The organism is Acinetobacter sp. GW821-FHT01E09 (assembly GCF_059422385.1).
On the sequence record NZ_JBWKWU010000001.1, the window covers coordinates 4,265,203 to 4,279,519 of the forward strand.

The window sequence follows — 14,317 nt, forward strand, 5'->3', positions numbered from 1 at the left end:
TTAAACATCAAGATAATCCAAAATTCCTTCAGCAGCTTCACGACCTTCCCAGATTGCAGTCACCACCAAATCAGAACCACGTACCATATCTCCGCCCGCAAAGATTTTTGGGTTAGAGGTCTGGAATTTAAATTGTTGTTTTTCAGCAGCAATGACTCGACCAGAACCATCTAGCCCAATATTTGCACCTGCAAACCATTCTGCTGGGCTGGTACGGAAACCAAAAGCCAGTAATACCGCATCTGCTGGTAAAACTTCTTCAGAGCCTGGAATCGGTTCAGGACTACGACGACCACGACTATCTGGGTCACCCAGCTGGGTAGTCACAACTTTTACACCCGTCACTTTACCGTTTTCACCGACGATTTCGATCGGCTGACGGTTGAACTGGAAGTCCACCCCTTCTTCACGCGCATTTTTCACTTCACGACGTGAACCTGGCATATTTTCTTCATCACGACGGTAAGCACAAGTTACTGACTCTGCACCCTGACGGATTGAAGTACGGTTACAGTCCATTGCAGTATCACCACCGCCTAAAACGATGACTTTTTTGCCCTGAACACTGATGTATTCAGATGGATCTTTTTCCCAGCCTTGTGTACGGTTAACATTTGCAATCAAGAAATCCAGTGCATCATAGACACCATCAAAATCTTCACCTGCAAAGCCGCCTTTCATATAGGTATAGGTTCCCATACCCATAAACACAGCATCATAATCTGCAAGTAATTGATCGATGGTGACATCTGTACCAATTTCAGTATTTAAGCGGAATTCAACACCCATGCCTGTGAAAATTTCACGACGGCGTTTCATCACATCTTTTTCCATTTTGAATTCTGGAATACCAAATGTAAGCAATCCACCAATTTCAGGACGCTTGTCAAATACAACAGGTTTTACCCCGTTACGAACTAAAATATCCGCACAACCTAAACCTGCAGGACCTGCACCAATAATGGCAACTTTTTTGTTGGTCCATTTTACCGATGACATATCTGGACGCCAGCCCAAAGCAAAGGCGGTATCGTTGATATATTTTTCTGCATTACCAATGGTCACCGCACCAAAACCATCATTTAGGGTACAAGCACCCTCACATAAACGGTCTTGTGGACATACCCGACCACAGACTTCAGGCAAAGTGTTGGTTTGATGGCAAAGCTCAGCTGCTTGGAAAATACGTCCTTCTGCAATCAGTTTTAACCAGTTTGGAATATAGTTATGTACTGGACATTTCCATTCACAATACGGGTTACCACAGCCTAAACAACGGTGGGTCTGGTTTGCTGCAACTTCCGCTGTAAAAGGTTTATAAATTTCCACAAACTCTGCTTTGCGGACATTAATATCTTTTTTCTCTGGATCTTGGCGTGCTACATCCAGAAATTGAAAGTCATTATTCAGGCGTTCAGCCATGTCTCTCTCCGTGGGTGAGCGTGGATAACTTCATTCGCTTGTGTATATCGGCGAAGTTATCCACACCTACCTAAAATTTGAGTAGTGGAATTATTGTGGATCTGCTTGAGTTGTTTTCAAAAGCGTTTGTAAATTAGCCGCTTTTGGTTTCACCAGCCAGAATTTACGGCTATAGAAATCAAACTCGTTGCGAATCTTGTACGCCCAAGCACTACCTGTTTCAGCAATGTGTTCATCTAAGATACGAAGTAAGAATTCTTGATGTTCTTCCATCGCTTCTGTAGAAATACGGTTTAATTCAATCAATTCGTGGTTGTAGTAATCAACAAAGTCGTTATCTAAGTCAAGTACATAAGCAAAACCACCGGTCATACCTGCACCAAAGTTGTGTCCAACTTTGCCTAGTACAGTCACGATACCGCCTGTCATATATTCACAGCAATGGTCGCCTGCACCTTCGATCACCGCAAACGCGCCAGAGTTACGTACAGCAAAACGCTCGCCCGCAGTACCCGCAGCAAATAATTTACCGCCTGTCGCACCGTACAAACAGGTGTTACCGATAATTGCTGTTTCTTGGGTTTGGAATGGTGAACCTTTTGGTGGGAAGATCGATACTCGACCACCTGCCATGCCTTTGCCCACATAGTCGTTTGCATCACCTTCAAGGCTGATATGCAAACCACCCGCATTCCAAACACCCAATGACTGACCCGCAGTTCCTTTTAAATTCACTTTAACAGGATGTGCTTCCATACTCAGGTTGCCATAACGTTTGGCAATTTCACCTGAGAGACGCGCACCAATAGAACGGTCACAGTTACCCACAGTAAAATGGAACTCACCACCAGTACTTGCTTCAATCGCAGGTAGCATTTCTGCCACCATTTTCTCAGCAAGAATACCTTTATCAAATGGTTCATTGCCTTGTACTTGGCAATATTGCGCTTTACCTTCCGCAGATGGATGCGACTCTAACAATGCACTTAAATCTAAATGTGCATGTTTATCCGTTTCACCCGGCAACATCTCAAGCAGATCAGTACGACCAATCAAATCTTTCAATGATGCAACACCTAAAGCAGCTAACCATTCACGTGTTTCTTCCGCAATAAAGTGGAAGAAATTAATCAGCATTTCTGGCTCGCCAATATAATGCTCTTGACGTAAATGATCTTGCTGAGTTGCCACCCCTGTTGCACAGTTATTTAAGTGACAAATACGCAGGTATTTACATCCAAGCGCGATCATTGGGGTAGAACCAAAACCAAAGCTCTCCGCACCTAAAATCGCAGCTTTAACCACATCTAGACCTGTTTTCAAACCACCATCAGTTTGCACACGTACTTTACCACGTAGGTCATTGACACGAAGTGCTTGATGCGCTTCTGAAAGACCCAATTCCCATGGTGAACCCGCATGGTGAATAGACGATAAAGGTGAAGCCGCTGTACCGCCGTCATATCCAGAAATGGTAATGAAATCCGCATAGGCTTTTGCAACACCTGCTGCAATTGTTCCAACACCTGGTTCTGATACTAACTTCACAGACACCATGGCTTGAGGATTGACTTGCTTCAAGTCAAAGATTAGCTGCGATAAATCTTCAATAGAATAAATATCATGGTGTGGTGGTGGTGAAATCAAAGTCACACCTGGAACAGAGTAACGTAAACGCGCAATTAAGCCATTCACTTTACCGCCCGGTAACTGACCGCCTTCACCCGGTTTTGCACCTTGCGCTACTTTGATCTGTAACACCTCAGCAGATGTTAAATATGCCGGTGTTACACCGAAACGACCTGAAGCAATTTGCTTAATTTTAGAGTTACGGATGGTGCCATAGCGTGCTGGGTCTTCACCGCCCTCACCTGAGTTCGAACGCCCCCCGATCGTATTCATTGCGATCGCAATGGCTTCATGTGCCTCTGGTGATAATGCGCCTAAAGACATACCAGCGGAGTCAAAACGTGGCAAAATTTCTTCAACTGATTCAACAGCTTCTAATGGAATAGAATGATCAGTTTTTAGTTTTAATAAGTCACGAATCGTCGCAATTGGACGTGTGTTCACCAATTCTGCATATTCTTTAAAGTCAGCATAATTCCCTGAACGTACTGATTTATGCAACGCGTTGATCACATCTGGATTAAATGCGTGGTATTCCTTATCAAATACAAACTTGAGTAAACCACCTTGTTCAATTGGCTTACGCGCTTTCCAAGCAATATCTGCTAGTTTTTTCAAGTCATTTTCAAGGTCAATGAATGTTGCACCTTTAATACGGCTTGGCACACCTGTGAAGCACTTACTGACAACTTCTTCAGATAAGCCGACTGCTTCAAATAACTGCCCACCACGATAAGATGCGACTGTTGAAATCCCCATTTTTGAAAGGACTTTAAGTAAACCTTTATCAATACCTTTGCGGAAATTCGCTTGTGCATGAATTGGATCACCCAATAATTCACCTTTTGCAATCAAATCGTTGATCACATCATAAGCCAAATAAGGGTAAATCGCAGTTGCACCAAAACCTAAGATCACGGCAAACTGATGCGCATCACGTGCAAGTGCAGTTTCAACAATGATGTTTGCATCGGTACGTAAACCAGCATTAATCAAGAAGTGATGAATTGCGCCCGTCACCATTGCTGCATTTGCAGGTAAAAAGCCTTCACGGATTTTACGATCTGAAATCACCAATAAGGTTTTACCATCACGAATCGCTTGTGCAGCTTCTTCACAAATACGTGAAATCGCGGCTTCAAGACCTTCAGCTACAGGATAATTTAGATCGATATCTGCAATTTCGTAACCTTTACGACCAAGGGTACGAATCTGATGCATTTTAGAATTTGAAAGGACTGGGCTCGATACAATTAAACGATCTGCATGCTCTGGACCTTGTTCAAATACATTTTGCTCACGACCAAAACAGGTTTCCAATGACATGACAATTGATTCACGTAATGGATCAATCGGTGGATTGGTCACTTGCGCAAATTGCTGACGGAAATAATCTGTCACATGACGTACTTGGCGAGACAATACCGCCATTGGTGTATCATCACCCATTGAACCGACAGCTTCCTGTCCACTTTCAGCGATTGGACGAAGCAGTTGATCACGCTCTTCAAATGTCACCATAAACATTTTTTGAGCCGCTTTAAGGTCATCACCTTTTAAGCCTTGATCACACAAATACTCTTCAAGCTCTGGACTACCTTGCAAGCGAACTGAGTTTTCACGTAACCATTCACGGTATGGACGCATTTTTTTCAGATGATTGCTCACATCTTTAGTATCGAGCAATTTTCCAGTCAAGGTATCAATTACCAGAATTTGACCAGGACCTACACGGCCTTTAGAAATCACATCTTCAGGCTCATAACCCCACACACCAATTTCTGATGCCAAAGTGATATAACCATTTTTAGTGATCACCCAACGGGCAGGACGTAAGCCATTACGATCTAGCATACAAATTGCATGACGACCATCTTGGATCACCAGACCCGCAGGACCATCCCAAGCTTCCATATGCTTAGAGTTGAATTCATAAAACGCGCGTAAATCCGCATCTAATGTTTCAACGTTTTGCCACGCTGGTGGAACAAGCATGCGTAATGCACGGAATAAATCCATCCCGCCACCAACTAGCAACTCAAGCATATTGTCCATACTTGATGAGTCTGAGCCTGTACGGTTTACAATTGGACTCAGTTCAGTAATGCCTGGCAATAATGGGTTTTCAAATTTTGGGGTACGTGCCACTGCCCAGTTACGGTTTGCAGTAATGGTGTTAATTTCACCATTATGTGCCAAATAACGGAACGGCTGTGCCAATGGCCAACGGGGTAAAGTATTGGTCGAGAAACGTTGATGGAACACAACAATGTGTGAGTCCAAACGCTCATCAGCAAGGTCTGTATAGAATTCTGCAATATATGCAGGCATCATTAAGCCTTTATAGGTGATCACTGTAGAGCACAGTGTGGTCACATAAAAATAGGGATCAGCTGTTAATTGTTGTTCTGCACGACGACGTGCCATAAGTAACTTACGGTTAAATTCAACCTCAGTCACACCCATTGGACAATTGACAAAAATTTGTTCAAATGCAGGTAAAGACTGCATTGCGATTGAACCCAAGGCATCATTATTGGTTGGAACAATACGCCAACCAATCACACGACAGCCTTCTTCTTCAATTTCATGGGTTAGAATTTGCTTTGCATGGGCCGCAAGTGCTGGATCTAAATTTAAAAATATCGTCCCGACCGCAAAAATTTCACTCAGTGTAATGTCACTGATCTTTTTTGCTTCTTCACGGAAGAATGCTTTAGGCATAGCCAAGAGCAAGCCACAACCATCACCGGTCTTACCATCTGCGGCAATACCACCACGGTGCGTCATACAGCTTAGACTATGAATCGCGGTCTTGACTAAATCATGACTCGCATCACCCTGCATATGGGCAATCAAGCCGAAACCACAGTTATCTTTAAACTCATCCGGTTGGTATAAACCTTGAGCGGGAGCTACAGTGTTAGGCGATGGCATGTGCATAGCGTACCCTTCTTTCTACATAGGCCCATGAAAGGGCGAAAAACATTCGAACACTCAATTACGATTTTTAAGTATTTTCTTAGCTCAAGTAAACCACTGAGTCAGAATCGAATACCAGTCTGTTTTTACTTTAATTGCAAGATTGTTTTACAACTTCCGCACTGAAATAAAGCACTCAATCAGACTTAAATCGCACACCAACTGAATCATTTCGCTCCAAAACAGGGACAATCAACTCAATTAGCGCAACAATAAAGCAAAAAATATGCCAAATTTTATTTTTGTTCACCAAATCACTAAAAGATAGTGAAATAAAGATATTCTTTAAAATTCTAAGCGTCTTATAAAGGCATTTATAGCACCATTTTTGTGCAAATATAAAATTAAATAATTAATTCTGCTTCATTTTAGAGCTAATTTTAATTAAATGGATCACTGACTTCATGTTCAGCTGGTTTTTTATCAGCAGTAGCACCTGTTTCTTTATTGTTACTTGAAGGCTGTGTACGAGATTGCGACTTTTGTACATCTACCACATTGCCAGATGAATCACGACGGGTAATTGTGGTTTTGGTGGTCTGATTTGCAGGAGCTGAACCCGTTAAAGAAGACAAGGCCGATTTTGCTTGAGCCAATAGCGTTTCATCAACGACAGGTAAAGGTGCAGATTTTAATTTTACTTGATAGAGTTTATTTGCACTTGCCATTTCATCTGAGCCCAGATCATTGACTAAAGCACTATATTTTTCAAACTGAATTGCTTGAGGATGAATAGATGCAGGCAATTTTAAATTTAATTGTTGTAACTGGCTCTTGGCCTGATCATCACTTTTAAATAAACCATAGGCTAAAACATATTGCTCAGCTTGATCTTCACCACTTAAACGGAAATAAATAAAATTTTTACGATCCGCTTGTTTCTGTAAAAAGCCCAAGATGACATCTTCATCTGAGGTCTTAAATAGCTCTATGGTCCAAGCTTTCTTATTTTCTTGAAAAAATTTTGTACCACGAAATTCTGCATCATGGCTACCCGCAGTCACAATACGTGTGGTCATTTCAAGTGGACGTACTTCATCCATCAAAGCGCCTAAATGCGATGTTGCGGCAACTTTTTCAGGTTGAATTTGAACTTGTGACTCTTCAATCGGATTGACCACAGTGACCAGATCTTTGGTGTCGGTCACTGCCCAAAAAATCAGTGCCACCAAAAGACAGATTAATCCACCAACCAACCAAATATATTGTCGAATATTTTGCCAATTTGTACGAATTGCTGCCATTTGGAACTAACCTTTTCTATATCTGATTCGCGAGAATCGCTTGTTTCATCAACTCAACATCAAAATCTTTAGTGATGATGGCTTGGCCGAGTTGTTTTATCAATATTAAACGAAGTTGACCATTTAATACTTTTTTATCATGTGACATATATGCCAAAAATTCATCGAGCGGAATTTTAGGACATGCTACAGGTAATTGGGCACGTTGTATGATTTTTTTTGTACGTTCCAGATCATCGGATGAAATCCATCCCATACGCTGAGACAAATCAGCAGCCATCACCATACCCGTTGCAATTGCTTCCCCATGCAACCACACCCCATAACCGAGATACGATTCAATGGCATGACCAAAAGTATGGCCTAAATTCAATAAAGCACGTTCACCTTGCTCTTTCTCATCATTGGCCACAATTCTTGCTTTATGCGCACAAGAACGATAAACAGCTTCAGCCAATAATTCTGGATTTTGGGCAATCAGCCCATCCATATGCTCTTCTAACCATGCTAAAAAGTCTACATCACCCAGTAACGCATATTTAATCACCTCAGCCAAACCTGCTGAAAGTTCACGTTCAGGCAAGGTTTGGAGCTGTGCCATATCAGCCAAAACCACTTGAGGTTGCTGAAATGCACCAATCATATTCTTGCCTAAAGGGTGATTAATTCCGGTTTTCCCACCAACACTCGAATCCACTTGAGACAATAATGTGGTCGGAACTTGGATGAAATACACGCCTCGCTGGAAACAGGCGGAAGCAAAACCTGCCATGTCACCAATCACTCCACCACCTAAAGCCAAAACAGTACAATCACGATTAAAACCAGCTTGAAGCAAAGCATCAAAAATCAAATTGAGGTGCTGAATATCTTTATATTTTTCACCATCAGGTAAAATACATGTTTTAACCTGCTTACCCAATTGTTGAATCGCCTCAACATAGTGCGACAAATACAAAGGTTGAACTGTGGTATTTGTAACAATCATCACTTGATGCCCTTGAATATAAGGTTCAAGCAATTCTTGAGGGTTCAAATGACTACCAATAAAGATTGGATAACGACGTTCACCCAGTTCAACATGTAAAGTTTGCATGATTCTGCCAAATAACAATGAATGATAATTTACTGACTAAATAATTTCTTTTGAAACGATCAGTTGCAATATTCTCAGCGCTAAATCTCGCGCAGCACCCTGATTGGTTTCAATAATATAATGTGCAACATCTCTATAAAGTGGATCTCGTGCTTTAAGTAGATCCTTTAACTTTTGCTCAGGATTCTCGACTTGTAATAAAGGACGATTTTTATCTCGATGTGTACGTAATAATTGGATTTCTACAGGGGTATATAAATAAATCACAATACCTCTATGTTTGAGATATTCTCGATTCATGGCTTGAGTGACAGCACCACCACCTGTTGCAACCACTAAATTTTTTTTTGATGTGAGTTCATCAATCACGATTGTTTCTCTTGTACGGAAACCTTGTTCGCCTTCTTTTTCAAAAATCCAAGGAATAGATGCCCCAGTTTTTCTTTCTATTTCATGATCGCTGTCTAAAAACTCACGACTTAACAGTTCCGCTAGATGCCGACCAACTGTTGTTTTTCCTGCTCCCATGGGCCCTACCAAATAAATATTTGGTAGGGTTTCCAACTCTTTGCTTGGCAAGGAGTCACCTATCGAATTGCTTTCATTGAAAGTATATTAATGATTTCTGGTACGACTGTCATTAACAATTCTTGGTGTCACAAAGATTAGTAACTCTCGTTTATTATCAGACTTTACATCCTTTCTAAATAATCGTCCTAAATAAGGAATATCACCTAAAAATGGAACTTTGGTCTGACTGTTTTTAGTTTCTTGTTCAAAAATGCCACCTAATACCACGGTTTCTCCATCATCGACTAAGACATTGGTATTGATTTCATTCTTGTTAATCGCCACATTTCCATTCACTATTTGACCAGCTGAGTCACTTGTGACATTTAGCTGCATTTGTACTTTCCCTTCTGGAGTAATGCTTGGTGTAACATCCAAACTGAGCAAAGCATCTTTAAATTCAGTTGTTGCAACGGCACTGCCTCCTGCAGTTTGCGTTGACTGATATGGAATTTGTTGACCCGAAGCAACTTTGGCTTTTTGTTTATCGGCAGTCATTACTTTTGGTGTTGAAATCACTTCCCCATAACCATCAGCTTGTAATGCAGATAATTCTAGGTCTAACATAAAATCAGACATACTAATTAAACCAAATGCAATCTTACTTGCACCCGCAGTCGTCACACCAAGATCGACATTTAAATTATCAGGGCGAGTAATGGTATATTTGCCATTACTATCTGGGGTTTTTAAATCCCAAAGTGTTTGATCACTTCCACCAACCAGCAAATCATTATTCTTGGTAATCCCTTGAGATAAAATGCCCCACTTTACCCCCATTTCTTTGGTAAAATCTGTCGTAGCACGAACAATACGTGCTTCAACCATGACTTGTTTTACCGAAATATCCAATAGATCAATCATTTTACGGATTTTATCAATATTATTTGCAGTATCATTAATAATTAATGTATTTGTTCTTGTATCTGCAACCGCACTTCCTCTTAAGCTCAGTAGACTTTCTAAAGCTAAAGAATCTGTATTATTGGTATTATTTGTCTGCGCACCTTTAGGGTTTCTAGAATCCTGTAACAATTTAAGAACTTCTGCAACTTTTGCATAATTAAGCTGAATATATTCAGTTTGAATTGGTGCTAATTTTACACTTTGTGCAATTGCTTTGGCTTCATCTTCTTCTGCTTTAATCAGCTCGGTGACAGGCGCAATCCAAATCACACTCCCATTACGGCGCTTATCTAAATTTTTGGTTTTTAAAATAATATCTAAGGCCTGATCCCAAGGTACATCTTTTAAACGTAAAGTGATATTACCTTGAACTGAATCCGCAGCCACCATATTAATACTGGTAAAATCAGCAAGCAGCTGTAGCACACGGCGTACTTCAATATCTTGAAAATCCAGTGAGATTTTCTTACCCGTATAAGATTGACTCACATTGGGACGATTTACTTTATTTTCTACAGGGCGCTTTAAACTCACGGTCAATTTATTTTCCGCTTGGAAAGCCATATATTCATAGCTCCCCGAAGATTGAATGGTGATTACACCATTGGAACCATCATTATAAGCATCCACAGAAGAAACTGGGGTCGCAAAATCATTGACATTTAAACGACGAATTAAATGTGCTGGAATTTTATTCCCTAAGGTTCGAATAACAACTTTACTGCCCTGTTGTTGCACATCTACAGGTGTATTTGCACCAGACAGATTTACAATAACCTGCCCCTCACCCGCATTGCCACGCTGAAAACCGATATCTGCGATGCCTTGATTTTGCTTATTCAGTATAGATGCAGATGATGCATAAGTCGGTAAAGCAGCAGCTTGATTGGCATTGTTAATCTTTAAAATAAAGGTATTCCCTTCAACACGCGTTGTAAAAGAACCACTATTTTTTAAATTTACTGTTAAGCGTGAACGTTGATCATCGGCCGCAATATCCACAGTCGACGCTTCTTCACTCGCCACAGCAATAGACGACTGATTGATCGTTTGCTTCGCCTGATCAAAATCCAAAATCAGTCGCGATGGATTATCCAATTGATAGGCTTGAGGCTGTGGCGGTAAGCCATTAAACATCACACGAATTTCTGTACCTTGCCCCGGTATTTTCATCGGTACAATATTGGTCATGGTTGTTTGCGCTGCTGCAACCTGCATAATCGCAATTGACACTGCCGCCATAGTAAATTGACGAAGTTGACTATTCATAAACTTACCATCCCCGTTAAAGATATTTTTCAAACTCTTTTTCATTTTTATTCCTTTATTCCGTTTTAATCTATTGGACCGATTAGAACTAGACTCCGTGGTCTTTCTATATAACCGTCTCGACCATCTGGAACAATTTCCAATAAATCAATACGGGTCGGCGTAATTTCAATAATTCGCCCTTGATTCATACCCATGTAGTTGCCAAGTTGTACCCGCTCAATCTCACCATCAGGTGTTTGAATCAACCCCACTGTTTGCCCAACAGCTCCTTTCATACTTCCTTTCAGTGTTAACGACTCTAAAGGATAGCTTTCAAGCGGCTGTGGTTGTCTTGAAAAATTCGGGTAGACACGCTTGCCTGACATGATTTTCAATTCATTTGCCAATGAGCTTGGCAAAAATGGGCTGCGTAATTGTTGAGCTGAATAATTAAAGCTTGGTACAGGATTAAATACTGGTGCAGGTTCAATCGGCAATGGTTGCTGATTTCTAATATTTGCCATTTCTTGGTTAACGGCATCAATACGAGAATCGCACCCCACCAACAGCATTGCAAATGAGATTCCACAAACTATTTTACTGAGCTGGTTCATTGTGGCTTCCCTCCTTGCTGAGGTGTCGTTGTTTTCTGTGCTACAGCATTCGCAGATTTATTTATTTTCTGTTCATCAGCACCGATATAACGATAGGTTTTTGCTTTAATTGTATAGTCAATCACTGGCACATCAGATTTATTGTCTTGACTAGGTGTTCCTGTAATTGTGAAATCATGCAAAGTGACAATACGTGGTAAAGCAGCCAAACTACTTACAAAACTGCCAAATGAATGATAATCCCCTGTTGCATCAATCGAGATCGGCTGCTCAATAAAGAACTCCTGCTTCACTTCTGGTTCTAATTTGATATTTTTAAATTTCAAACCAGAACTTACCCCTGTCACGTTAATATCTTCAACCAGACTCGGAATTTCAGTTTCTTTAGGAAGTTGCTCTAATTGCTGATTAAAATTTGCTTCCATTTGTTGCAGTTGTGCTTGATATTGCTGCAAGTTTCTTAATTTAGAGTCTTTTTCTTTAAACTCATTTAATAAGTTTTGTTCAACTGTACGTGCTTGATCAATTGCATCTAATTTAGGTCTAATTGCTAAAAAATAGCCAATTGCACACACCAAAAAAAACAAGAATACCCAACAGGTGACTTTAACGGATAAAGGCCAACTGCCATAGTTATTCATATCCAAGGTATTGAACTGTTGAAAAAACTTCTCAACAGTCATCTTGTTCTTTTTTGGAGCATCATTTACAGATGATTCTAATTGCTCAAAATCTTCACGGCTCATTTTGCACCCCCAGCAGCTGGAACTTGTCCAGCTTTCGTTGTATCCCCATCTGTAGTCGCTGCTATTTCACCGATATCTACAGTCACAACAAAACTTCCATATGATTCTTCTACACGAGGGATCACCGAAGTCTGCACTTTATTTTTATTTTCATCTGCAGCTAAGAATGAATTCATAAATGCATTTCGATACCATTCAGACGCCTCTAATCCACGCAACAATTCAGCAACCGTGTTTGGACTTTCAGCTTTGCCCTCAATGGTAAATTTATCACCCACACGACTAAATTTTGTGATGTACATTTGTGCAGGGACAATTCGAACCAATTCATCAACGAGGCGAACAATCACAGGACGCTGACCTTGTAAGCCTTGGATCAGTTTCATACGTTCAATAATGGCATTACGACGTTCTTGTAAACCACCTAAAGTTTTTAATTGGGTATCTAAATTTTGGTTGGTACTGGTCACCAATTGATTGGCTTGCTCCTGATCTTGCAACTTATGGTCGAAATAGAACCACGCCAATAACACTGTCACTAAGCCAATCAGTGCAACCCCAACACATATCGCAACGAATTGCTTCTTCTTCTGTTCTCTTAGCTCATCACGCCAAGGGAGTAAGTTAATCTTTGCCATTAATCAAAACTCCTCAAAGCCAAACCACATGCAACCATTAAAGAAGGTGCATCATTTTCTATTTTTTTTAAGTCAATTTGTGGTGAAAACCCCATCTGTAAGAAAGGATTTGCAATCGTGACGCGATAACCAAGTTTTTGTTGTAATAATTTTGCCAAACCAGGAATATTGGCATTACCACCCGCCAATAAAATATGGTCGATCTCGTTAAACTGAGAAGATGAAAAGAAGAACTGTAATGAACGAGCAGCTTGTTGTACAACTGCTTCTAAAAACGGCATCAAGACTTCTGTTTCAAAATCGTCAGGTAAAGTCCGATCTTTTTTTGCACGACCAGCTTCGTCATAAGACAAACCATAACGGTTCTGTACATCTTGAGTCAGCTGCTTGCCACCAAAAACTTGCTCTCGGGTATAAATGATCTTGCCATTTTGCATCACAGACAAAGTGGTCATGGTATGACCAATATCTAGGATACCCACAAGATTTACACCGATTGGCAGGGTATCGGAAAAGACATCAAAAGCACGCTCAATTGCATAACTTTCTACATCTGCGATTTTAGGTGATAAGCCTGCGATTTCCAAAACTTCAACACGAGAATCGATATTCTCTGCGCGTGTTGCAACAAGTAACACATTGACTCGATTTGGATTTGCCAGCTTATCTTTTAACACTTCAAAATCTAGACTGACTTCATCCAGTGGGAAAGGGATATATTGTTCAGCATCCATTCGAATCTGAACTTCTCTTTCCTCATCCGACATATCTGCATCCATTTCGATGATTTTGTGAATCACCATAGATGTAGGTACAGCAACCGCGACATTTTGCGATTGAGGATTGCCAATATTGACTGCCCTTTCCAATGCATCAGCAACTGCTTCAGGATTAAGAATGTTTTTTTCAACAACACTCCCATCGAGCAGTGGACTTAATCCATAACTTTCAACCCAGTAACGACCGTTCTTAACAGAGAGCTCTAAAATCTTTACAGTAGTAGAACTAATATCTACTCCTATTAACCCCTTATTTGGCTTACGATATAGTCTAAGCACGATTGATTTCCTATTATTTTTTTATCCCCAATAAATAACACAAACCGACTGCATTTGGTCTTAATTTTTTACAGATACAATATCCCATCTAACAATCCATCACATGAGAAGCTATACTGAACGCAATTAGTTTGCCATTAGCTATTATTAAAACTTACTTG

Annotated in this window: 10 protein-coding genes; all 10 read right to left on the minus strand. The window is 40.5% G+C overall.

Translation table 11 applies throughout. The features are described from left to right. The gene (locus AC07U8_RS19510) at window positions 1–1,422 is read right to left on the minus strand and encodes an FAD-dependent oxidoreductase (RefSeq protein WP_494738455.1); all 1,422 of its coding nucleotides are present in this window, start codon (window positions 1,420–1,422) and stop codon (window positions 1–3) included. Between the two features lie 90 nt (window positions 1,423–1,512). Beyond that, window positions 1,513–5,988: a glutamate synthase large subunit gene (gltB, locus tag AC07U8_RS19515; RefSeq protein ID WP_171527286.1), complete on the minus strand. Its 4,476-nt coding sequence runs from the start codon at window positions 5,986–5,988 to the stop codon at window positions 1,513–1,515. Between the two features lie 425 nt (window positions 5,989–6,413). Next, complete coding sequence (locus tag AC07U8_RS19520; RefSeq protein ID WP_419263477.1) at window positions 6,414–7,277, minus strand: hypothetical protein; 864 nt, start codon at window positions 7,275–7,277, stop codon at window positions 6,414–6,416. Between the two features lie 16 nt (window positions 7,278–7,293). After that, entirely contained in the window at window positions 7,294–8,373 is a 1,080-nt protein-coding gene (gene aroB, locus AC07U8_RS19525; RefSeq protein ID WP_494738456.1) for a 3-dehydroquinate synthase, read from the minus strand. Window positions 8,374–8,409: 36 nt separating this feature from the next. Then, window positions 8,410–8,952, minus strand: coding sequence for a shikimate kinase AroK (gene aroK / locus AC07U8_RS19530; protein WP_004725433.1), 543 nt, complete (start codon window positions 8,950–8,952; stop codon window positions 8,410–8,412). A 36-nt stretch (window positions 8,953–8,988) separates the two neighbouring features. Then, window positions 8,989–11,163, minus strand: coding sequence for a type IV pilus secretin PilQ (locus tag AC07U8_RS19535; RefSeq protein ID WP_034615050.1), 2,175 nt, complete (start codon window positions 11,161–11,163; stop codon window positions 8,989–8,991). 20 nt (window positions 11,164–11,183) lie between these two features. Next, window positions 11,184–11,714 (minus strand): pilus assembly protein PilP, encoded by a 531-nt coding sequence (locus tag AC07U8_RS19540; RefSeq protein ID WP_096735283.1) that lies wholly within the window; start codon window positions 11,712–11,714, stop codon window positions 11,184–11,186. Continuing rightward, a complete protein-coding gene (locus tag AC07U8_RS19545; RefSeq protein WP_096735284.1) occupies window positions 11,711–12,460 on the minus strand; it encodes a type IV pilus inner membrane component PilO in 750 nt (249 codons plus the stop codon). The genes AC07U8_RS19540 and AC07U8_RS19545 overlap by 4 nt, the downstream gene beginning before the upstream one ends. Further along, a complete protein-coding gene (locus AC07U8_RS19550; RefSeq protein WP_494738457.1) occupies window positions 12,457–13,098 on the minus strand; it encodes a PilN domain-containing protein in 642 nt (213 codons plus the stop codon). The genes AC07U8_RS19545 and AC07U8_RS19550 overlap by 4 nt, the downstream gene beginning before the upstream one ends. Then, window positions 13,098–14,156: a pilus assembly protein PilM gene (locus AC07U8_RS19555; protein WP_004816660.1), complete on the minus strand. Its 1,059-nt coding sequence runs from the start codon at window positions 14,154–14,156 to the stop codon at window positions 13,098–13,100. The genes AC07U8_RS19550 and AC07U8_RS19555 overlap by 1 nt, the downstream gene beginning before the upstream one ends. Between the last annotated feature and the right edge of the window lie 161 nt (window positions 14,157–14,317).